This is a genomic window from Breznakia pachnodae, assembly GCF_030814225.1.
In the GTDB taxonomy this organism is placed as follows: domain Bacteria; phylum Bacillota_I; class Bacilli_A; order Erysipelotrichales; family Erysipelotrichaceae; genus Breznakia; species Breznakia pachnodae.
Genome location: NZ_JAUSUR010000008.1, coordinates 77,006 through 100,483, shown reverse-complemented (window position 1 = coordinate 100,483; position 23,478 = coordinate 77,006). Strand labels below are relative to the sequence as shown.

22 protein-coding genes are annotated in these 23,478 nt (G+C 32.6%); 7 read left to right on the top strand and 15 right to left on the bottom strand.

Annotation, left to right across the window (positions count from 1 at the left end):
- Nucleotide 1: 1 nt before the first annotated feature.
- The 6 genes from dxs (at nucleotide 2) to J2S15_RS17800 (ending at nucleotide 7,416) form a co-directional block, all read left to right on the top strand.
- Nucleotides 2-1,861, top strand: a complete 1,860-nt coding sequence (gene dxs / locus J2S15_RS17825) for a 1-deoxy-D-xylulose-5-phosphate synthase (protein WP_307410954.1) — start codon at nucleotides 2-4, stop codon at nucleotides 1,859-1,861.
- Nucleotides 1,858-2,622: a TlyA family RNA methyltransferase gene (locus J2S15_RS17820; RefSeq protein WP_307410951.1), complete on the top strand. Its 765-nt coding sequence runs from the start codon at nucleotides 1,858-1,860 to the stop codon at nucleotides 2,620-2,622. The genes dxs and J2S15_RS17820 overlap by 4 nt, the downstream gene beginning before the upstream one ends.
- Before the next feature lie 14 nt (nucleotides 2,623-2,636).
- Nucleotides 2,637-4,286 carry a DNA repair protein RecN gene (gene recN / locus J2S15_RS17815; RefSeq protein ID WP_307410948.1) on the top strand — a complete coding sequence of 550 codons (1,650 nt, stop codon included), beginning with the start codon at nucleotides 2,637-2,639 and terminating at the stop codon, nucleotides 4,284-4,286.
- Nucleotides 4,287-4,315: 29 nt separating this feature from the next.
- Nucleotides 4,316-5,485, top strand: coding sequence for a DNA polymerase IV (dinB, locus tag J2S15_RS17810; RefSeq protein ID WP_307410945.1), 1,170 nt, complete (start codon nucleotides 4,316-4,318; stop codon nucleotides 5,483-5,485).
- 61 nt (nucleotides 5,486-5,546) lie between these two features.
- Nucleotides 5,547-6,443 carry a tyrosine recombinase gene (locus tag J2S15_RS17805; protein ID WP_307410942.1) on the top strand — a complete coding sequence of 299 codons (897 nt, stop codon included), beginning with the start codon at nucleotides 5,547-5,549 and terminating at the stop codon, nucleotides 6,441-6,443.
- 235 nt (nucleotides 6,444-6,678) lie between these two features.
- The gene (locus tag J2S15_RS17800; protein WP_307410939.1) at nucleotides 6,679-7,416 is read left to right on the top strand and encodes a DUF2087 domain-containing protein; all 738 of its coding nucleotides are present in this window, start codon (nucleotides 6,679-6,681) and stop codon (nucleotides 7,414-7,416) included.
- A 168-nt stretch (nucleotides 7,417-7,584) separates the two neighbouring features.
- On the opposite strand, the gene J2S15_RS17795 is transcribed toward J2S15_RS17800, so the two are convergent.
- From J2S15_RS17795 to J2S15_RS17740, 12 genes are all read right to left on the bottom strand, one after another.
- The gene (locus J2S15_RS17795) at nucleotides 7,585-7,866 is read right to left on the bottom strand and encodes an HU family DNA-binding protein (RefSeq protein WP_307410936.1); all 282 of its coding nucleotides are present in this window, start codon (nucleotides 7,864-7,866) and stop codon (nucleotides 7,585-7,587) included.
- 78 nt (nucleotides 7,867-7,944) lie between these two features.
- A complete protein-coding gene (locus J2S15_RS17790) occupies nucleotides 7,945-8,661 on the bottom strand; it encodes a tRNA threonylcarbamoyladenosine dehydratase (protein ID WP_307410934.1) in 717 nt (238 codons plus the stop codon).
- Between the two features lie 7 nt (nucleotides 8,662-8,668).
- Entirely contained in the window at nucleotides 8,669-9,661 is a 993-nt protein-coding gene (locus J2S15_RS17785; RefSeq protein ID WP_307410931.1) for an NAD(P)H-dependent glycerol-3-phosphate dehydrogenase, read from the bottom strand.
- 9 nt (nucleotides 9,662-9,670) lie between these two features.
- Nucleotides 9,671-10,981 (bottom strand): ribosome biogenesis GTPase Der, encoded by a 1,311-nt coding sequence (der, locus tag J2S15_RS17780; RefSeq protein ID WP_307410928.1) that lies wholly within the window; start codon nucleotides 10,979-10,981, stop codon nucleotides 9,671-9,673.
- Nucleotides 10,982-10,988: 7 nt separating this feature from the next.
- Nucleotides 10,989-11,648, bottom strand: coding sequence for a (d)CMP kinase (cmk, locus tag J2S15_RS17775; RefSeq protein ID WP_307410925.1), 660 nt, complete (start codon nucleotides 11,646-11,648; stop codon nucleotides 10,989-10,991).
- Complete coding sequence (locus J2S15_RS17770; protein ID WP_307410922.1) at nucleotides 11,648-12,541, bottom strand: hypothetical protein; 894 nt, start codon at nucleotides 12,539-12,541, stop codon at nucleotides 11,648-11,650. Before J2S15_RS17770 ends, cmk begins: the two co-directional genes overlap by 1 nt.
- Before the next feature lie 107 nt (nucleotides 12,542-12,648).
- A complete protein-coding gene (gene efp, locus J2S15_RS17765; RefSeq protein WP_307410919.1) occupies nucleotides 12,649-13,206 on the bottom strand; it encodes an elongation factor P in 558 nt (185 codons plus the stop codon).
- 56 nt (nucleotides 13,207-13,262) lie between these two features.
- Nucleotides 13,263-14,690, bottom strand: coding sequence for a signal recognition particle protein (gene ffh, locus J2S15_RS17760; RefSeq protein ID WP_307410916.1), 1,428 nt, complete (start codon nucleotides 14,688-14,690; stop codon nucleotides 13,263-13,265).
- Nucleotides 14,691-14,767: 77 nt separating this feature from the next.
- A complete protein-coding gene (locus tag J2S15_RS17755) occupies nucleotides 14,768-15,553 on the bottom strand; it encodes a putative RNA methyltransferase (protein WP_307410913.1) in 786 nt (261 codons plus the stop codon).
- Entirely contained in the window at nucleotides 15,553-16,761 is a 1,209-nt protein-coding gene (gene thiI, locus J2S15_RS17750; RefSeq protein WP_307410909.1) for a tRNA uracil 4-sulfurtransferase ThiI, read from the bottom strand. The genes J2S15_RS17755 and thiI overlap by 1 nt, the downstream gene beginning before the upstream one ends.
- On the bottom strand, nucleotides 16,745-17,890 hold the full coding sequence (locus J2S15_RS17745; RefSeq protein ID WP_307410906.1) for a cysteine desulfurase family protein: 1,146 nt from the start codon (nucleotides 17,888-17,890) through the stop codon (nucleotides 16,745-16,747). The genes thiI and J2S15_RS17745 overlap by 17 nt, the downstream gene beginning before the upstream one ends.
- Nucleotides 17,871-19,625: a septation ring formation regulator EzrA gene (locus tag J2S15_RS17740; RefSeq protein ID WP_307410903.1), complete on the bottom strand. Its 1,755-nt coding sequence runs from the start codon at nucleotides 19,623-19,625 to the stop codon at nucleotides 17,871-17,873. Before J2S15_RS17740 ends, J2S15_RS17745 begins: the two co-directional genes overlap by 20 nt.
- A gap of 289 nt (nucleotides 19,626-19,914) precedes the next feature.
- Between J2S15_RS17740 and rpsD the strand changes: the two genes are divergently transcribed.
- Nucleotides 19,915-20,526, top strand: coding sequence for a 30S ribosomal protein S4 (gene rpsD, locus J2S15_RS17735; RefSeq protein ID WP_307410899.1), 612 nt, complete (start codon nucleotides 19,915-19,917; stop codon nucleotides 20,524-20,526).
- A gap of 35 nt (nucleotides 20,527-20,561) precedes the next feature.
- Here rpsD and J2S15_RS17730 read toward each other — a convergent pair whose 3' ends face one another.
- From J2S15_RS17730 to yfmF, 3 genes are all read right to left on the bottom strand, one after another.
- Nucleotides 20,562-20,882, bottom strand: a complete 321-nt coding sequence (locus J2S15_RS17730; RefSeq protein ID WP_307410896.1) for a single-stranded DNA-binding protein — start codon at nucleotides 20,880-20,882, stop codon at nucleotides 20,562-20,564.
- A gap of 73 nt (nucleotides 20,883-20,955) precedes the next feature.
- Complete coding sequence (gene yfmH, locus J2S15_RS17725) at nucleotides 20,956-22,233, bottom strand: EF-P 5-aminopentanol modification-associated protein YfmH (protein ID WP_307410891.1); 1,278 nt, start codon at nucleotides 22,231-22,233, stop codon at nucleotides 20,956-20,958.
- A 4-nt stretch (nucleotides 22,234-22,237) separates the two neighbouring features.
- Nucleotides 22,238-23,470 (bottom strand): EF-P 5-aminopentanol modification-associated protein YfmF, encoded by a 1,233-nt coding sequence (gene yfmF / locus J2S15_RS17720; protein ID WP_307410889.1) that lies wholly within the window; start codon nucleotides 23,468-23,470, stop codon nucleotides 22,238-22,240.
- Nucleotides 23,471-23,478: the final 8 nt, after the last annotated feature.

Sequence of the window (23,478 nt, the reverse complement as noted above, 5' to 3'; positions counted from 1 at the left end):
TATGAAGATTACAGATATACAAAGTCCAAAGGATATTAAAACATTAAATATTAATGAGCTGGAAGTCATAGCAGAAGATATCCGGACTTTTTTAATTGATTCTATTTCTAAGACTGGTGGTCATTTATCAAGTAACTTAGGAATTGTAGAACTTACCCTTGCTATGCATTATGTTTATAATTCTAGCAATGATAAGTTTATTTATGATGTTGGACATCAATCGTATGTTCATAAAATCCTTACAGGAAGAGCAAAAGATTTCCCTACATTACGTCAATTCGATGGATTGGCAGGGTTTCAGAAACGCTATGAGAGTGAACATGATCCATGGGAAGCAGGACATTCTTCAACTTCATTAAGTGCGGCATTAGGATTTGCTGTTGCCAGAGATTTGAATCATGATGATTTTCAGGTATTACCAGTGATTGGTGATGGAGCTATGGCCAATGGAATGAGTTTTGAAGCTTTGAATCAGATTGGTAGTGAAAAGCGAAAAATGGTAATTGTATTTAATGACAATGAGATGTCAATTTCCAAGAATGTAGGAGCAATGTCTCATGTATTTACACGATTACGTGCCAGTAAAGGATATACTGGATTCAAACGTGATTTATCAAACTATTTATCACATAATAAAGTTGGTAATGCCGTATTGGATTCAATGCGTAATTTAAAAAATAATATTAAAAATACAGTTGTAGATTCATCTTTCTTTGATGAATTTGGACTTGATTATATAGGACCAGTAGATGGTCATGATTTAAAAGAATTAATTCGTGTATTTGATGCAGTTAAAAATCATGATGGACCAATTGTTGTTCATGTAATTACAACAAAAGGAAAAGGTTATGAATATGCAGAAAATGATGATAGCGGGAAATGGCATGGTGTTGGTAAGTTTAATATAAAAACCGGTCAATCATTAAGTTCAGTACCATTCAATCACTTGGATTGGAGCAGTATTCTTTCTGAGGGTTTGATGGAACTGGCAAAGGATGACCCTTCGATTGTGGCACTTACACCAGCAATGTGCAGTGGTTCAAAGCTGTTGAAGTTCTCAGAGACTTATCCTGATCGTTTCTTCGATTGTGGTATTGCTGAAGAACATGCAATGACGTTTGCCGCAGCCCTTGCTGCAACTGAAAAGAAACCATTTATAAGTATTTATTCGTCATTTCTACAACGTGCTTACGATCAGGTAAATCATGATGTAGCAAGAATGGACTTGCCAGTTGTGATTGCAGTTGACCGTGCTGGTATTGTTGGTGAGGATGGAGAAACCCATCATGGTGTATTTGATATATCAACATTCAGAAGTACACCAAATCTGATTATTACTCAACCAAAGGACGCAGATGAAGCTAGAAATCTATTATATTCAGGTTTCAAACAGGATCACCCATGGATGATACGGATTCCTAGAGGTACAGTTGAATATAAACCAAAACCATTTGAAGAAATAGCATTAGGTTCTTGGACAATATGGAAATTTTGTGATCAAGTAGATGCTACGGTGATTGCATATGGTGATGATGTAGATAAGATTATTCAAAAAGCAAAAGTAAACGAAATTAATATAGCTGTTGTAAACGCCAGGTTCTTAAAACCGATGGATACAGAGATGTTACATACATTGTTTAATGATGATAATCCATTAATAGTATATGAAACAGATATGTTGGCTGGTGGATTATCTAGTGGAATTCTTGAATTCAAAAATGATGAAGGATATGCAAAACAGGTAAAAAGAATTGGTATTGGTGATCATTATGTAACCCATGGATCAATTCCACAGTTGCGTAAACATGAACATATTGATATTAATAGTCTATTTGATTTAATTGTAAGGGAAATATCATGAGATTAGATGTTGCTTTAGTAAGTCAAAAGCAAATAAAAACTCGTACGCTTGCTCAGGATTATATCAAAGAAGGGTGTATATTAATTAATGGGAAAGTAATGAAGAAACCCAGTTATGACGTAAAAGATGGTGATGTAATAGAAGTTCTTGAACGTACGCACTCTTTTGCTTCAAGAGGTGGAATTAAGCTGTATGAAGCCATTCAGGCTTTCTCAGTTGATTTACATGATAAAGTGGTACTTGATGTTGGGGCTTCTACTGGTGGATTTAGTGATGTATGTCTGCAGTTAGGTGCAAAACATGTATATGCAGTGGATGTTGGACATGATCAGTTGGCCCAATATTTAAGAGAAGATAAGCGCATTTCTAACATGGAAGGAATCAATGCTAAAAACTTGGAATCTTCAATGTTTGATTTGCCAATTAACTTTATCTGTATGGATGTATCATTTATATCAATCAAGCAAATTCTGGAAAGTGTATGTAGTGTAGCAACCAGACCTTTTGTTTGTGTATTGTTAATCAAACCTCAGTTTGAGGTGGGAAAAGCTCATTTAAACAAACAGGGAATTGTAAAGAATAAAAAAGTACATAAGAAATTATTGAAAGATTATATTGATTTCTTTTCGTCCTTGGATTTACATGTAAACGATTTATGTAAATCATCAGTGACTGGTCGTGGAGGAAATCAGGAATATTTAGTGTATTTAAAAAGTGAAGGTAGTTCTAAAGGAATTGATATTGATAAAATCGTTTCCTGAAGGAGGTTTATAATATGATCCAAAATCTATATGTAAAAAACTTTGTATTAATCGATGAATTGAATTTGGACTTTCATTCATCATTTTCATCGTTTACTGGTGAAACAGGTGCTGGTAAGTCGTTATTCATTGATGCTCTGTCAATTTTGTGTGGAGCAAGGGTGAATTCAAGTTATATTCAAAAAGGGGCTGAAAAAGCGTTTATTGAAGCGACAGTTAATTTACCACAGGATCATCCTGGTATAAAAAAATTAGAAGAAGCTGGTTTCTCATTAGATGATGATTATATTATAATTTCACGAGAATTTAATATAGAAGGAAAAAGTATTGCCAGAATCAATAATCGTACAACTACTGTTTCCTTAATAAAAGAAGTTATGGGTGATGTAATTGATATTCATTCACAACATGATTCACAATACCTTTTAGATAGTAAGAACCATTTAATGTTATTGGATCGTTTTGTAGGTGAAGAAACTTTGGTAAATCAAGTAATTGATTTATATAAAAACTATCGTAACCTTCAAAAAGAATTAGATGTTCTTATGAATGAAGAATTTAGCTTGGATGATTTGGAATTTTATAAGTATCAATTAGAAGAAATTGTATCTTTTGATTTAAAAGAAAACGAAGTGGAAGAACTTGAACTGGTTCAAAAAGAAATGTCTTCGTTTGAAAAGGTATCTTCAAAACTGAATGCTGCTATTTCAATACTGGAATCAAGTGGATATGCAAAAGTATATGAAGCACAAAAAGAACTGGAAGATTTAGATAGTTCTACAGTTACGGGAATTAAAGAAGAGTTTTTAAATGCTTATTATTTGATAGACGAAAATTTAATTGCATTAAAAGAATATGCAAATACCTTAGAATATGATGAAGAGAAGTTTAATTATGTTCAAACTCGTTTATATGATATTCAAAAATTAATGCGCAAGCATGGACATACATACGAAGATGTAATAAAGAAAAAAGAAGAAATGGAAGAAAAAATTGCTGCTATGGAAAATCGTGATGGATATATTGCAGATAAGCAACGCCAGATTGATTATGCATATGAGAACTATACAACTGCAGCTAGCAAACTTAGTGAAAAACGTAAATCAGCTTCCATTAAATTAGAAAAACAAGTGCAGAAAGAATTATACGATTTACATCTGCAGAATGCTCAATTTCATGTGCATTTTGAACTTGAAGATTCTAAAACTGGAATCGATAAAGTTGAATTTTACATCTCTATGAATAAAGGTGAAGATCCTAAACCGTTAACAAAAGTAATATCTGGTGGGGAACTGTCACGTTTGATGCTTGGATTAAAATCAATTTTCTCTAAACTTCAGAATATTCAGACAATCATTTTTGATGAAATTGATACAGGTGTCAGTGGTAATGTTGCATATGCAATTGGCAAGAAGATGCGACAGTTAGCAAATGATACACAAGTGTTCTCAATTACTCATCTTGCTCCAGTAGCAGCCTGGGGAAATTATCATTACTTGGTTGAAAAAGAAGAAAAGAATGGTAGAACAGTAAGTCGGATTCGTCAATTAAGTGAAGAAGAAAGAATCATTGAATTAGCAGCGATATCTAGTAATTCAAGTAGTACACAGGCACTGGATGCTGCCAAAGAGCTATATCAGTCAACCCAAAGTGACAATGCTTAGCATGTCACTTTTTGAAGAAAGGAATACATATGGCAAAAGTTATATTTCACATCGATTTAAATTCATATTATGCAAGTGCTGAAGTAGTAAGAAACAGTTCGCTTGAAGGACTACCAATTGTTGTTGGTGGGCTTTCAAAACGTAGTGTTGTGTGTACTGCATCTTATGAGGCTCGTAAATATGGTGTTCATGCAGCAATGCCATTACATGAGGCGTTCAAAAAATGTCCTGATTTAGTAGTGGTTGAAGGTGATCATGCGTATTATAGTGAACTGTCTAAGAAGTTCTTTGCCTTTATTAAAACCTATTCTCCAATTGTGGAAGTAGCTAGTATTGATGAATGTTTTGTTGATATGAGTGAAGTTATTAAGAATTATAAACGTCCTTTGGACCTAGCTTGGGAGATTCAACAACGCTTATATGATCAATTGAAGCTAAAATGTAGTATTGGTATTGCACCAACAAAGTTTTTAGCAAAGATGGCGTCGGATCGTTATAAACCAATGGGTATTTTTGTCATAAGAAAACAGGAAGTTCAAACAAAACTATGGCCACTCCCAATAAAAGATTTAGTTGGTATTGGTAAAAAGACTGCACCAATCTTAATGAAATATGGTATTGAAACGATTGGTGATCTTACCAAAGAAGAAAATCGTACGATTATACAACAAGTATTAGGTAAACAGGCGATTCCTACAATTGAAAAAGTGAAAGGAAATAGTAGTGATGAAATTCATTTCTCACATACCGTTCAATCTATTTCTCAATCTACTACAATTAATCATGATGTTGAAGATTATGGAGAGATTACTCAAATTTTAAGAAAATTAGCAAAAAGTCTAAGTGATCGAGCAAAATCTAAACAAATGTCTGGTAAACTAATTTCTTTATCGATTCGTTATTTTGACTTTAGAAATGTAGTTCGTTCAATTAATTATGATGCTTATACGAACGATACAGACACGCTATATGAACAAGCAATTTCGTTGTTTGATGAATATGCTGAAGATTTACCTATTCGTCATTTAGGAATTGGATTAGGTAGCTTACAGTCTGATACAGAGCGGATTGACCAACTTTCATTGTTCTCATATGATAAAGAGAAAAGCCAGGTTGATGTATTAGAAGAACTAAATAAAGAAATTTTAGGAACTCCGTTAGTTTATGCATCTTCACTGCTTAATAAAAAAGAAAAATAAGAATATGTATATGAAGAGTCGACAATAGATTGTTTGACTCTTTTTTGATATAATTTGTTATATGAAAATACATGAAGCAATTGAAAATTACATACATTATATTAGTGTAGTTGATCAAAAAGCATTAACTACTATTGAAAACTATAAACAGGACTTAATTCAATATGAAGCATATCTGAAGGATCAGGGAATTGATGAAATGGAAGATATTACTTATGCAATTATTGAGTCTTTTGTGCTTGAACAATCTCAAAACAAGAAAACAAATTCAATCAATCGAATGGTTGTATCCATCCGTAACTTTCATTACTTTATATCTTATAATTTTTCATCAGTTGCAAACCCAGCTATGTTTCTTAAACTTAGTAAAAAGAGCAGTAAACTACCTTTATTCTTGAATGAAAGTGATATTGAAGAGTTTCTTGGTTCATTTGATGATCAGGATGCAATTGGTATGTATCATCATAGTATTATTGAGTTAATGTATGGATGTGGTTTACGTGTTAGCGAAGTATGTAATATCACAATGAATCAATTACACTTATCTCAAGGCTTTGTAAGGTGCATAGGAAAGGGAAGTAAGGAACGTATGGTTCCTATCAATGATCATGCGAAATATTGCTTAGAAACGTATATACAGACGATACGTAACGATTGGAACACTAAGAAATTACCATATTTGTTTATTAATCACTTAGGTAATCGATTAAATCGTCAATATGTTCATAAAATGATTAAAAGCAAACTAAACGAATTAGATTTAAATGATAAAATATCTGCTCATAGCTTCAGACACAGTTTTGCGACTCATTTATTAAATGGAGGCGCAGATTTAAGAAGTGTACAGGAACTACTTGGGCACAGTGATATATCAACTACTCAGGTGTATACACATGTTCAAACATCACGATTAAAGGATGCCTATTTAAAGGCTCATCCTAGAAGAAAAAATAAATAATCAAGTATAAAACAGTGTATAATTAGCAATTGTAAATCGATTTATTCAGTTGTAGTTATCACTGTTTTTATTGTCAAAAGGGAAGTTTGGTTAATTTTATCAACTAACTATATCAATATAATCATCATTTCTAGTATAAATCACATATTTATAAACAATATATCTATATATTATTTGATTTTATAAACATATTATGATATCGTTTATATATAAATGATAGAAATGAGGTGTTTTTATGTTATCATTTGATGAATTATCATTAGATCAGATCAAAGCTGGATATATAGAGTCTAATGATGAATTAATATGTATATTTTGTGAAAGAAAGTACAAAGTTGGACAAATTTATAAAATTGGTGAAAATCTATATGATGCACATACTGCGGTTAAACAACATATGATTGATGAGCATAATCATGTTTTAGGTGAACTTTTAGAATTAGATAAGAAAAGTCTTTCTATGAGTGATGTTCAAAAGCGTATGATTTCATACTTTGCATCTAAAAAGACAGATAAAGAGATTGCTGAAATCACACATACGACATTATCTACAGTACGTCAGCAAAGATACCAATTAAAGGAAAAAGCACGCCAGGCAAAGGTTTTCTTGGCTATATACGAGCTCTCAGAGGACGTGAACGACTTTAAGGCGTACATTGATATACATCAAAGCGCGACAATGGTTGATGATCGTTATCTAACAACGCTTAAAGAAGAACGAGATATATTAGATAAGTTATTTGATTCGTTAGAGCCGTTGAAGCTAAATAGATTACCAGCAAAGCAAAAACAGAAAGTTGTTGTATTAAAACGTATCAGTGAGCAGTTTGATATAGATAAAGAATATACAGAGAAAGAAGTTAATGCAATCATAGAAAGTATCTATGATGAATATGTAACAGTGAGAAGATATATGATAGAGTATGGCTTCTTAAAACGTACAGATGATGGTACAAAGTACTGGAAACCTTAATATATGCTATTTTCCTATATATAAAAATTACATAATATACATTATGCGAAGTAAAGTATATAAAAAGAAGTAATTGAATAGGTATATCCCCACTTATAAATATGCAATAAAAAAGATAACTACCAATGAATGGGCTATCCTTTTTATTATTTATATTTTTAATGTCTACTACTTAACTGCGTCTTTAAGAGCTTTTGCAGCCTTAAATTTTGGAGCTTTAGAAGCTGCGATTTGAATTTTTTCACCAGTAGCTGGGTTAACACCTTGACGTGCTGCTCTTTCTACTACTTCAAATTTTCCAAATCCTGAAATATCAACTTTTCCACCTTTTGCTACAGTATCTGTAATTTCTTCAAAAACTGTTTCAACAGCAGTAGTTGCATCTTTTTTTGTTACTCCGATTTTTTCAGCTAAAACTTCAGCTAAAGCTTTTTTGTTTAATGTTTCCATATCTTATACCTCCGAACATCTAAATATATTATATTACTCACAACCTTAAAAAGCAAGGTAAACAAGCATAAATAAACATTATTTTGTTGTTTTCGTAATATCTAAAATTATTTCTTTTGCAATCACCATTCCCGCTACATTTGGAACAAACGCCACACTCCCAGGAACACTCTTTTTATGGGTGTTCTCATCATTTTCCCCTATCAACGGCTTTAACGGGTTTTCACTTGATGAGAGTACCTTAACGTTGCTTATATTTCTATTCTTTAATTCTTTTCTCATAACTTTGGCTAACGGACAATAGCTTGTTTTACTAATATCACAGACCAATAGTTTTGTTGGATCTAACTTATTACCTGTTCCCATAGAACTAATAATAGGTATTTTATAATTTTTAGCATATTCGATTAATAGTAATTTAGCACTTACTGTATCTACAGCATCTACTATATAATCAAACTTTTTAAAGTCAATTTGATCAATTGTGTCCTGAAGAATAAATAACTTATAGGTATGTATCTTCAGTTCAGGATTAATATCCAGTAATCGCTCTTTCATTACATCCACTTTGTATTTACCAATCGTGGAATGTAAAGCAACAATTTGGCGATTTAAGTTTGTGATACTAACAACATCATTATCAATGATTGTTATCTCACCTACTCCAGTACGCACAAGAGCTTCAATACAATGGCCTCCAACACCACCAACGCCAAATACTGCGACATGTGTCTGTTGAAGCGTATCAATACTCTCTCTTCCCAATAGCATTGCACTCCTTGTATAAGCATCCACTATTGTATTACTCCGGTTTTAATTGACGTAGCATAAGATCTTTGGCACTTGTTGCAGGATCTTTACCTTCATATAAGACCTTATAAATCTCATTTGTGATAGGCATCTCAATCCCCTTCTCTTCAGCAAGTTCATGAACAACCTTAGCAGTACGAACACCTTCTACAGTTTTCTTATTTGTATCCCAGAAAATCTGAGCAGTATTTGCTTTTCCGATTTCATATCCAGCTTGGAAGTTACGAGAATGAGGACTTGTACAAGTAACTATTAAGTCACCAATACCTGTAAGTCCCATAAAAGTCTCTCTTTTCCCACCAAATGCTTCACCAAAACGAATAATTTCTGCGATTCCTCTGGTAATTAGTGCAGCTCTTGTGTTGTCTCCATAGCCTAAACCAGATAAAACACCACTTGCAACAGCAATTGAGTTCTTTAATGCAACTCCCATTTCACTACCAATTTCATCATTTCCTGTATATATTCTAAAATATTCATTAGAAAATGTTTTTTGAATTGTTTTAGCATCTTCAGGATTCAATGAAACTGCAGAAATTGTAGTAAGAATTCTTTGTACAACTTCTTCCGCATGTGAAGGACCAATAAGTGATACAACACTACTTAGTTTATCTTCAGGAATTGAATGACGAATTACCTCAGACATTCTTTCATTTGTTTCTGGGTGAAATCCTTTTGATGTATTTACAATAATCGTTTTCTTATCTAAATATGGAGTAATTTGTTTACAAACTGATTCAATTGCAATTGTAGGCACACTAAGTACTACAACATCACTGCCATTTACAACACTAATATCAGTTGTAGCTTTAATGTTTGGGTTTAAATCAACATCTTTAAAGAACATTGAGTTCTTATGATTGTTTTGAATATCATTAATCTGATCTTCTTCAATCCCCCACATTGTGACATCAACATGATTGTCAGCTAATACCTGAGCAATTCCAGTTCCCCAACTTCCACTACCAATAATAGTAACTTTCATAAAGACCTCCTATCGCTCTCTAGCTCGAGCTATAATATGAATAGTAGTACCACTGAAGTCAAACGCTTCACGCAAACGATTCTCTAAGAATCGACGATATGAGAAGTGTAATAATTCAGGGTCATTTACAAACAAGACAAATGTAGGTGGACCTACACTTACCTGTGATACATAATAAATCTTTAATTTCACACCTTTATGCGAAGGTGGAGGTGTAACCAATTGAGCATCTAAGATAACTTCATTGATTACATTTGTTGGTATTCTTAATAACGTATGATCATGTACTTCATCAATCAAAGGAAGTAACGTTTGAATACGTTGTTTCTTTAATGCTGATACAAATGTAATTGGTGCATATGCAAGGTATTGAAATTCACTGCGAATAAGTTTTTCAACCTTATTCATCGTCATTTCATCTTTCTCTACAACATCCCATTTATTGTATACGATAATAACTCCCTTACCTGCCTCATGAGCAAATCCAGCAACGTGTTTATCTTGTTCACGAATTCCTGATTCACCATCAAGAACCACAAGCACTACATCACTTCTTTCAATTGCACTCATTGCACGTAAGATTGAATATTTCTCTATATTTTCATATATTTTTCCACGTTTTCGAATACCAGCAGTATCGATAACTACATAGTTTTTATCATTTTGTTTAAATGGCGTATCAATCGCATCACGAGTCGTACCTTCAATATTGGATACAATTACTCGATCCTGGTTTAGAATAGCATTTACTAAACTTGATTTTCCTACATTAGGGCGACCAATAACACAGAATTTTGTCATTTCTTCATAATCTTTATGTTTAACATTTTCAAATGAATTAATGATTTCATCAAGAATATCACCAATCCCAATTCCATGTACACCACTGACAGCAATTGGATCTCCAATCCCTAATGAATAAAACTCATAAATATCACCTTGCAGTTGAGTATCATCAATTTTATTAACTGCTAATATAATAGGCTTATTTGTTTTTCTAAGAAGACTTGCTATATACTCATCATCTTTTGTAACCCCATCTCTTCCATTAACAACAAAAATGATAGAATCAGCTTCTTCCATAGCTATTTCTACCTGCATTTGTATTTCTTCTTTAAATGGTTGGTTATCTAACTGTATTCCTCCAGTATCAATGATACGGAACTCTTTGGTTAACCATTCTCCTTTGGCATAGATACGATCTCTAGTGACTCCTGGAGTATCTTCTACAATCGACTTTCTTTCACCAATAATTCGATTAAAAATTGTCGACTTGCCGACGTTTGGACGACCAACAATTGCGGTAATTCCACTAATCATAAATACCTCATTTCTTTATTTTCTTCAATACAATACTTGATACTTTATCTACTACTTGTTGAATTGTCAATTGTGATGTATCAATTTCAATCGCATCATCCGCCTTTTTTAAAGGAGATACTTTACGATTCATATCCTGATAATCACGTTGTTCAATATCTTTGTATATATTATTGTAATCAACCTCAATACCTTGATTAACATATTCCTGGTAACGACGCTTTGCACGAGCTTCTACACTAGCAACCATGTAAATCTTCACTTCAGCATCAACCAATACAACTGTACCAATATCTCTTCCATCTAAGATATACCCTTTAGACTTTGCAAGATCTTGTTGTATTTTTACTAACTTCTCTCTTACAAATGGATATTGAGATATTGTACTTGTACGCATACTGATTTCATTGGTACGAATTTTATCTGCTACATTCTCACCATTCAGTTCAACTTCACCTTTTTCATTAAAAGAAATCTGAATCGTATTCATCATCTCTTCCAATGCTTTTATGTCATTTAAATCAATTTTGTTAACCAAACTTGCATAAGCACAACAACGATACATTGCTCCTGTATCCAAATGAATATAAGAGAGTTGCTTTGCCAGTAACTTCGCAATTGTACTCTTCCCTGCTGCGCTAGGACCATCAATTGCAATGTTTATCATTACAGGATTCCTCCTGAAACTAACCAATAACCTACAACTGCAATAACTGCAAATAACATTACAATTAGTACAGTAATAATCATATTTAGTAAACGGTTATTTTTATCAACACCATCATTTAATGTTGTCAATTCTTCTTCATACTCATTTAACTGTGTACGTAATTTTAATGTTTCATCCAATAACTGCTGGTTCATCAATTCTTGTTCTTCTAAAGATGATGTAATATCAAAATCATCCTCATCTTCATCCGTATAAATAGGAGCAGATGTATCCGTAGTTTTTAAACTTTGAATTGTATCTTCCAAAGGATCCACTACATGAACTGGTTCAGGTACAGGTTCTGGTTTGACTTCAGTATCTTGCTTTGCAGCATCTTCACGTTCTGCAGCCAATAGTTCTTGTACTTGCTTTGCAATACTTTGTGTATTTGCCATAGCATCTTCATCAACAACTTCAGGTTCTGCATCAGGCATAACTGATTGATATTGATCAACAGATGGAGTTACCTCTTTATCTAATTGCTCATCTACCTGTTCCATGTAAGAAGCTCTCTTCTTTCTTTGCTTTGTAGAAAGTTGTTGTAAAATATCCAAACGAGTATCATCGTTTTCACGAACACCCTTTTTAATATTATAATCACGTACTTCTTGAATGAAATTATCCAAGTATTCATTTTTGAACTCACCAGTCTTTTCAACCAGATGTTCACTATCAGATCTTCTACCATGTGAAGGTTGATATTCCTTACTCTCAGTCTCATGTTCCTGCACCTTATTTTGTGCTTTATCAAAACCCTCTAGTGCCTGTTGAACAATCTTTTCATCATCTTGTTCCTGTTGCAAAGAGTTTCTTAATTCTTCATATTTTTTAACTCTGGAATTTTCACCCATAATTAACTACCTCCATCTTATCCAATCATCTAATCTATTATATCAAAATCTATATAAAAATCATACTAAATCAAAAAAAACGCTTCACTTTTTGAAGCGTTTACAGTTTATGCTCTTCCAGAGTATTTTCCATCAGCTGTTGAAACTAAAATAACTTCATCTTGACCAATGAAAAGTGGTACACGAACAGTGAATCCTGTTTCTAATACTGCATTCTTTTGTGCATTTGTTGCAGTGTCACCTTTTACTGCTGGTTCACTCTCAACAATTTGTAAAGCAACTTTATCAGGAAGTACTAATCCTAAGATTTCTCCTTCAAATGTAGTAAGTGTAACATTATCATTTTCTTTAAGGAAGTTCATTTCCCACTCAATGTTTTGTTTTGGTACTTCTACTTGTTCGTAAGTATCATTATCCATGAACATTAATGCTTCACCAGCATCATATAAGTATTGCATTTCTTTCTTATCGATATGAGCAGGTTGGATTTTATCTCCACTACCGAAACTCAATTCAACGTTAGCACCAGTACGTAAGTTTCTTACTTTCGCTTTAATTGTAGTTGCACTACGTGCTGTCTTATTGTGTGAATAATCTAATACCACATAAATATTACCTTCGTGTTGGAATGTAATACCTGGTTTTAATTCGTTTGATTGTAACATAAGAATTCTCCTTTTTTCATTTATTATTGTAATAGAATTGTTGGAAATGTCAATTTCTAACGACGTTTTTTTAATTTAGATACAAACTTCTTGCGTGGTGCCATCCCCTGAGGAAGAGTTGCTCCACCACCTTGCTGCATATTTGCAAGAGCATCCATGTCCATATTGGCCATAGAACCATTTTGTTGCATTTTCCCCATTTGCTTCATCATCTGACGAGTCTTTTCGAATTGAGAAATTAGACGATTCACATCACCAACTTGAGTTCCACTACCTCTTGCAATACGTCTTTTTCTTCCTGAACGAATTACATCTGGATTTTCTCTTTCGTATGGAGTCATACTTTGAATCATTGCTTTCGTATATTTTAATTTATTGTCTGTCTTTAATTCATCCATATTAGAAGCCATTTGATTCATACCTGGAATCAATTTCATAATTTTAGAAATAGAACCCATCTTTGATACTTGTTCAAGTTGAATCAACATATCGTTTAAATCAAATTTACCACTCATCATGCGCTCTGCACTCTTCTCAGCAGCTTCTTTATCCATCTTTTCTTCCGCTTGCTCGATTAGGGTCATTAAATCCCCCATACCAAGAATACGTTCAGCCATACGATCAGGATAGAAAATATCTAAATCTTCGATTTTTTCTCCTAACCCTACAAACATAACTGGAACATTTGTAACAGCTCTTACGGATAGGATTCCCCCACCACGCGCATCACCATCAAGTTTTGTTAAGACTAAACCACTAACATTTAAACGTTCATGGAAGGATTGAGCTACATTAATAATGTCCTGACCAGTCATTGCATCAACAGTCAATAAGATATCATCCGGTTTGATTGCTTTACTGATGTTCTCTAGTTCCTGCATTAATTCATCATCAATATGTAAACGACCAGCAGTATCAAATAAAACGGTATCAAATCCATTGTCATTTGCATATTGATAAGCATTTTTAGCAGTTGTTAAAGCATCAACTTCAACACCTTCACTATATACTTCAACACCAATTTGCTGACCTAGTGTCTGTAATTGCTCAATTGCAGCTGGACGTACAACGTCACATGCAGCTAATAGCACATTACGATCTTTTTTCTTCTTTAATAAGTTCGCAATTTTAGCAGAAGCGGTTGTTTTCCCTGTCCCCTGAAGACCAACCATCATTACAGTTGTGATACCTTCTTCTTTGAAATGAATTGAAGTTTCACTTTCTCCAAGTAACGCAACTAATTCATCACGAACGACTTTAACAACCATCTGTGAAGGATCAAGTGCATCTAATACTTCTGTACCCATTGCTTTTTCTTTAATATTTGCAATAAAATCTTTAACTACTCGATAATTAACATCTGCTTCAAGAAGTGACATTCTTACTTCTTTTAGCATTTCATCCATATTCTTTTCGCTTAACTTACCTTTTCCAGCAATATTTTTAAACGCTTTATTCAAGCGATTTGTTAATGAATCAAACATTTGGTTTCCACCTTTCTCTTTTTATAAAAACTGCATTAGCATTATACCAAAAATCATGCTAAAAGAAAATACTATTATTACTTACTTATTTGATAAATTCTTATTAAAAATGATGCTTTTACCTGCATTGTATCATTTATCTGTAATTTTTCTATCTTTTCACGTGGTGTGCGATGCAGATATGGAGTCATATGAAGTAGATTTTTCACGTCAGTTTCATCCAAGTCCATCGTATAGTTTACGTTACACTCCCTGATCAAGTTGAACTCTTCAATTTTCTTTTCCTCATTCAAATATACGTAATCATACAATAATTCTTTTAACTCTAATAAGTGTTCTTTACCAGGGTCAACTTTAATAATATACCCATTTTCTTTTAGAACTCTTTTAAATTCTTCAATTGCTGCAGGTGCAAAAATATTTAAAATAATATCTATACTTTGTTTTTGAAGTGGTAAATGAAAGATGCTAGATAAGAAGTAACCTACTTTTTCACTTCTTTTACTTGCATAGCGAAGTGCATTCTTACTCATATCAAATGCATAGAAATTACTTTCTAAATTATTCGCAATCTCATTTGTATAGTAACCTTCCCCACAACCTGCATCCACTACTATTGATGGATTAAGTTCCTTTACTACATTAATAATTGTATCACGTAACTGCTTATAATAATCCTTTTCAAGAAAATGCCTGCGTGCATTTACCATTTCTTTACTATCACCAGATGATTGTGAAGCCTTCAGTAATAGATTCGTATAACCTTCCTTTGCAATATCAAAAGTATGCTTATTCTCACAAGCATACTGTTTATCTGATTTCTTTAGTTCTTTTTGACACACTGGACAAATGAGTGGATTCATTAGAATAAATCCTCATGTTCACTCTTCTCTTCATCATAATGAACCGAGATCGATTCCATATTTTCAATTGCTTTATCAATCTCTGTTTGATAATCAAACTTTGCCTCTAAACGCTCTACTTTATCCAAATTTGGTTTTGTAGTTGGCTTCTTTGGTGTAAAAATCGTACAGCAATCTTCAAATGGCTGAATTGAAATATCATAAGTATCAATCTTGTTGGCAATATCAATGATTTCCAGCTTATCCATACAGATTAAAGGTCTCAAAACCGGAATGTCAACCACTTTACCAATTACATTCATACTCTCTAATGTCTGTGATGCTACCTGTCCAAGGCTTTCTCCATTAACAATTGCTAGACAACGTTGCTTTTCAGCCACCTGTTGAGCAATACGATACATCATACGTCTCATTAGTGTAATTGCATAACTTTCATAAGCATTATTGTAGATTGCTAACTGTAAATCCGTAAATGGTACAATATGTAAACGTACATGACCTTGAAACAAAGCAATCTTTGAAGCTAATTGTTTCACTTTATCTAATGCCTGTTGTGAAGTATATGGAGGTGATGCATAGTGAATACATTCAATTGATACCCCACGTTTCATTGTTTCATAACAAGCCACAGGTGAATCAATCCCTCCAGATAACATAACAAGTGCCTTTCCACTACTTCCTACCGGATATCCTCCTGCACCTTTAATTTTCTCAGTCATAATATATGTATAGAATTCACGTACTTCGATTTGAATACGTAACTCTGGATTTCTTACATCTACTTTTAAATCAGTATTTTTTAGAATTTCAGTAGCACACGCTCGATTGATTTCATCACTTGAGTATAGGAATGGTTTATGATGTCTTCTTGTATCCATCTTAAACGTTTTTCCTTTAAATTCTTCTGCAGCCATCAGTGAAATACGTTTCATTTCTTCTAAATCACTTTTAATTTTTATTGCTAATGAAAAAGAAGAAATCCCAAATACATGTTTCAGACGTTCACTTACTTCTACATGATCCTCACCATTTAACAAAATATATAAACGATCATGGCCACGTTCAAACGTAAGATTCTCAAATTTTTGTAATGATTTTTTCACATTACTCATTAATTGCTTAATAAAATCTTTCTTATTCTTTCCTTTGGTAGATAATTCTCCAAAACGAATTAAGATATGATTGTATTCATTATGTGCTGTACTCATAAATAATCTCCTTTATACTAGTTAACAGATACTCTACTTCCTCATCTGTTGTATGATGTGATAAACTGATTCGAATTGCACTAATTGCACGTTTCTCCTCATAATTCATTGCCAATAGTGTATGCGATGGTTGCTTTGTTCTTGAAGAACATGCACTTTGAGAAGAAACGAAGATATTTCTTTCATTCAAAGCATTCATCATAATTTCACTATTCATTGTTGAACAGGAAAAGTTCAATATATATGGTGAACCATTCTTTGGTGAGTTAATAGCAATCTGATTCAAAGTGGATAATTTCTCTTTTAGTCTATTATACAACTTCGATACATGTTCAAGATGTGAATCTTGTGACTCTAGGGCCATACGAAGCGTTTTAGCGGCCACTATACACACTGGTGCATTCATGGTACCACCACGAATCCCCTGCTCCTGCTGACCACCATGGATAAGTGGTAAGAGTTCCACATTCTTTTTCTTAATTAGTACACCACAGCCTTTCACTCCATAAAACTTATGGGTAGTGAAGGTAAATAAATCAATATTTGATAAATCAAATGGATGCTTTCCTACTATCTGTACTCCATCACAGAAAAAACAAATACGAGTATTCTGTTTCAGATACAATGCGATTTCTTCAACGTTCTGGATACTTCCAATTTCATTATTTAATGCCATCAGACAAACCAATATGGTATCATTACGCATATGTTCTTTTACCTGATCAACTGTTATTACTCCATCTTTTGGCACTGGTAAATAAGTAATCTGGAATCCAAATTCTTCTTCTAATTGCTTACAGGCATTTATAATTGAAGAATGTTCCATTTTACTGGTAATAATATGCTTTCCTTTATGCTTATTCTTTAATGCATATCCCTTCAAAGCAAAACTATTTGCTTCACTAGCACCAGAAGTAAATATTACTTCTTCAGGCAAAACCCTCAACAAGCCGGCGATTTTCCTCCGGCTTGTTTCTACTAAATTATGAACCTCTAACCCTAACTTATAGGTTGATTCAGAGTTTGCATAATACTTCTTTACAATATCGAAATAAGTATCAGCAATTGTTTTATCTACTGGTGTAGTTGATGCATAATCAAAATAATAATTATGATTGGAAGGCTTCATCGAAGTCAGCTCCTTTTTTCACCAAGTTTTCATAAGCACCAGGATGTAACTTTTCAATGATTGACATTGCAATCTTTAAAGATTTTGTATATTGGCCATTATTGAAACACAACTCAGCTCTTGTAAGTTCAGAGTCAACTTCCATATACTCGCTACGGTATTTGTTTCCAAACACAATTGCATTTTCTACCATGATTGCCATACCAACTAAGTTATTTACACTATTATATAAAGTATAGATGTAATCAATTCCCTCTTGAATCTTGGCATTTAATAAATCTACATCAAGTGGTGTACTTGAAAGTACTTCTTTGATATCTGTAATATAGCAATTTGCTTTGATAATATCATCATCATACTTTTCACTAACTGATGGTAAGTGATTTTTAGCGATTTTCGCACGAATTTCATTCACAATCAGTTGAAGTTTAATTAATTGTTGTTTTGCTCTCTCTTCATCACTACATGCGTTGTCTAAGCGTTCTGCAAGTTCTTTTGCTTCACTTTCCATACGTGCAGTATCGTTTGCTAATTCTTCATAAGAAAGTAATAACGTAGAATAAGGAACACTATTTTCACTTACAACCTTCTCCAAACGGAAACGTTGTTCATTTAATGAATCAAGACTTTCATCTAATTTTGCTAAACGTTGTGTCCAGTTTTCAAAACCAAAACGTTCGTTCACTCTAGCATATGTTTCTTTAATCTTTTCAATTTGTTGGTTCAAACCTTTCACTCTTACAAATAAAGAGTTTACTTTGTCATGAATTGTAGAGAATGCATATACTTCTTTTTCAATATCTTCTTTCATCTGAACAATTCTAACTTCACAGTCATCAATATCCTGTTCAATGGTACTTAAGTTACAGTCACTTAGTTTTGCTAAAATATCACTTAACAGATCTTTCACAACATCCAAATGTTTTTCAATCTCTAAATGGCTTAAGTAAACACCTTTTTGTTTTGAAGATGTAAATAGATATTCTAGTTCATCAACAGCTCCAACAAGTGTAACTTTTACTTGTTCATAATAACTTGGTAAGTTTTTCAATAAATCTTCAAACACAAGAATTTCATTTTGAATTTCATTTTGTTTTTCGGCTGCCTTATCAAACTCACTGGCAAACATCCATTCTTCAAATACTGAGAACATATCCTCAATACTTTTTAGTGTAGTATCTAAATACTCAACACTCTGATGGTAATTTGGACGGTTTTCCATAAGTGTACGTTTTGCATTACGGAAACGCTCTTTTAATGTATTGATATTTTCACGTTGGGTATTTTCCTGTTCAAGTACAGCTTCCAACTTTTGATCCAATTCTTTAATTGCGTTCTCACTTTTGGTTACCACACTCATAATTGAATCAATTGATGAATTTGCTTTTTTTATCTTCTTACTAAATACATAGTCATCAACTTCAGCCAGAATCACACTATATTCTTTTAATAACTCCTGTGTTTCCTCATAGTCCTTCTGAAAACCAGCAATCTCATCATCAAGTGAATTATTCACCTTTGATAATGCTACTGCCTTGTTTAATTTAAAAGATAAAGGGATTCCCTTTAATTCTGTATATTTTAATTCCAATGCAGCAAGCTCTTTCTTTGCTTTACTAATTCTGGTTGAACGCAAAATAAGCGTAATAATAATTAAAGCAATTACAATAAAACCACCGATTAGAATAACATTCATTGTCATTTCTTTCTTGAATAAATTTAAAAAACTTTCCATACCAACACCTCTTTAGATATTGTATCATATTTTACGCTTATTTAAAGCATTAATTATCAATGAAATTAACGAAAAATGTTTGACTTATCACTATGTTTTTGCTATATTTAATAGGCATCATAAATAGCAGCATGCAAAGTCTTATAATGCGCGTCAGTAACGCTATATGCGGGATAGAAGTAATTCGGCTGCCTTAAATGAACGAACCTATCGTAAGTACTGACACCCTATAATGATAATTTGTACTGTTATTGTTTTGCATCTTGTAAAACAATAAGGAGGAAATAAGATGGCAAGAGTAACGAAACCCATTTTCAAGACGTCTCGTCGTTTAAGTTTCTCAATTTTAGAAAGTGGTAAAGAATTTTCTAAAGGGAAACAACGTCAATACGCTCCTGGACAACATGGGCCAACAAAGAGAATTAAATTAACTAACTACGGTTTACAGTTAAGAGAAAAACAAAGAATTCGTTATATGTACCAAATGACAGAACGTCAATTCTACAATACATATAAAAAAGCAGGTAAAATGAAAGGTGTAACAGGTCACAACTTCTTGTTCTTACTAGAATCAAGACTTGATAACCTAGTTTACCGTATGGGATTCTCTAACACAAGAAGAGGAGCTAGACAACTAGTTAACCACGGACATTTCTTAGTAGATGGTAAAAAAGTGGATATCGCTTCTTACAGTGTGAAACCTGGTCAAGTAATCGAAGTAAAAGAAAAATCTAAAAACTTAGCAGTTATTAACGAATCATTAGATGCAGTATTTAAGGCTCCTGCATTTGTTGACGTAGATAAGAAAAACAAATCTGGTAAATTCATTCGTCTTCCAGAAAGAAATGAATTAAACTCAGAAATTAACGAATTATTAGTAGTAGAATTCTACAACCGTTAATCATTAAAAACATTCGCACAATCGCGAATGTTTTTTTATGCTTCATTTAAGAAAGAAACTTTTTCAGCTATAAATTCATAATTAAGATATGTCTTATTCTCTTCACTGACATATGTACTGGTCTGAATTCGCCCTTTGATTGCAATTAATGAATTTTCTTCACAAATATCAATACAATTCTCGGCAATCCCTCTCCATAAAGTGCATACAATTTCATCGTACTCATACTCACCTATGGTATTTTTAAAATTACGTTTCACAATCATTGTGATATTTGCATATTTAATTTTATTCGCTGTTTCTTTAAGTTCCGGTTTTTCTTTTAAGCATCCTACTATAACAAATTGATTTAACATATTCCTTCTTTCTTGTATCCCTTACTTATTATTTATCAATTTATCATAAAAATCCTAAAAAAGAAGAAGTTTTTTAAGACTCCTTCTTTGGTTCTATCATAATTCTACTATGATTATTAATATCTAATAAATGATATGCGTTTATTAAATCTTCTTTTGTGATTGATTCAATGATTTCTAAACTTTCAAAGAAATCAATTTTACTGAAATACATTCTCATGAATCCTACACTAATTGCTTCAAAACTATTGAGTGAATTAATGTTTGAACCAAAATAACGACGTTTCAACTGATCCAATAATGTATCATCAAACGAGTCCATAGACTTCATTTGATTGTGAATCATATCAAAGAATGCATCTGTTTTATCTGTTTCATTGGTAAATATCAAAGCACCATAATCTGGTCCAATTTCAACACCAAATCCAAACGAATCATTAATGATTTCATTATCCAGCCATGTTTGATAATTTTTAGATAATGAAGTAAATGTCATATCCAACAAAATTGTAAGACACCAGTCCACTTTATTAGCTTCTACACTATCCTTAATTCCATCAAATTTATAAATATCAGCTACCTTATTGGTAGAGATATCCATTTGAATGGCCTGGTTAGTTTTAGCTACTGCTTTCGGTTCATTATAAAGCACTCGATTTGCCTGATGCACCTTATCAAATGTTTTCGCAGCCTGATTCTGTTTGATTTCATTTAATAACATTTCAGGATCCTGTGCAGTAACACCAACTAAAATCATCTTTGAAGGATGATAATTCAAATGATAACATTCATGTAAGATATCATATGTAATTGCATTTACACTATCTGCAGTTCCACCAATATCATTTTTTAAAGGATGATCAACAAAAATAGATTCAAATGATTCACTAAATAAGCGAGAATCACTCATTTGCTTATACATTTCTAATTCCTGAATGATAATTCCCTTCTCTTTTTCAACAGATTCCTTACTAATTGTAAGTTCCTGAACAAAGTCCAATAATAAATGTAATGGTTTTACTGGATCATTGGTTGTAGAGAAATAGTATGCTGTTTCATTATAAGAAGTAAAGGCATTTACATTCGCTCCCATTGATGAAAACTCTTCCATCACATCCAATCCTTCTTTTTCAAACATCTTGTGTTCCAGAAAGTGAGCAACCCCATGAGGATAGGTATGTACAACACCATTTTCATCAACCTGTTTCGAATCACGACCACCAAATGGTGTTGCAAATACAAAGTTAGATTTTTTAAATTGAGGTTTCTTCCAAATCACTACATGAAGACCGTTATCTAACACTTCTTCTACAAAGGATTCATTAAAACGCTTGTTTTCAACTACTCTCATCGTTTTATTCCCCCTTCCCTAACTGATATGTCATTACTAAAGAACACTTGTTAAAAGCTGCTTTAACGTCTTCTAAGGTAACACTTCTGATTTTCTTAATTACATCATCTACATCAAGAGAAGATTTAGTAAGAATATCACGATATTTAAAATTTAATATTCCAAATACATCATCTTGCTGATTAATGAACATATTTGATAACATTTCTTTTACTGTATTTAATATTTCAATATTAAAGTCACCAGTACGAACACGCTCAAATTGTTCCTTGATTAATGAGATTGTCTTTTCAGTATTAACTGGATCAACACCAACATTCACAACCATAGCACCATCATATGCCATTAAGCCGGAGCTAATTGAATAACATAAACTATGTTTTTCTCTTACCTCTCTAAATAACAGTGAAGATGGAGTTTGACCAAAGATACTGTTTGCGACCATTAATTTCCAATAATCATCATTACTGTTTATCTGATTTGTCTTATAAATCATTGAAATATAAGATTGTGAGATATCACGTTTTTCATTTAATGTCTGATCTAATTTATCAGGCGCAAATACATATGAAGATTCTAAGTCATCAGTACCTGTAATATTTGGGAAACTTTGTAGCAGTTTCTCTTTTATTGTTGTTTCATTTACATCGCCAATCACAATAATGTCCATTTGTTCATCTTTTAAACCTAGATAAGACTCAGTAATATCTTTTTGTGATATTTCTTTTACTTTATCTAATTGATTTACAATTTGAATTCCTAATGGAAATCCTTCACCACAAGCAATGGATGCTGCAAGTGATGCATATTGACCAGGTTCATCGATTGTTCTTACAATCTTAGACATAACAATGCGTTTCGATTCATTAATAATAGACTGGTCAATGAATCCATTATCATCCACTTTTGGATGATATACAAAATCTTTCATCAATTCTAAAATTTCTTCAATTAAATCTTCTGTATTATCAATGTAATCGGGTTGAATTATTTTTGCTCTTAATTCAACTACTTGTGTTTTTCCATAAGTAATATAATTACTGCTAAGTGAAGCACCATAAAGCGTATCCAATTTATTAGTTACACTTTGTTTATCTGGATACTTTGCACATACATTGCTTAATAAGTCACTAACAATCATTTTCGTATTCATTGATTCTTCACTTAATAGTGAACGAAAACGCAGACTAATGGTAATATTCTTAAACTTTGTTTCCTCAATAACTTGTATGCTCATAATCTCTC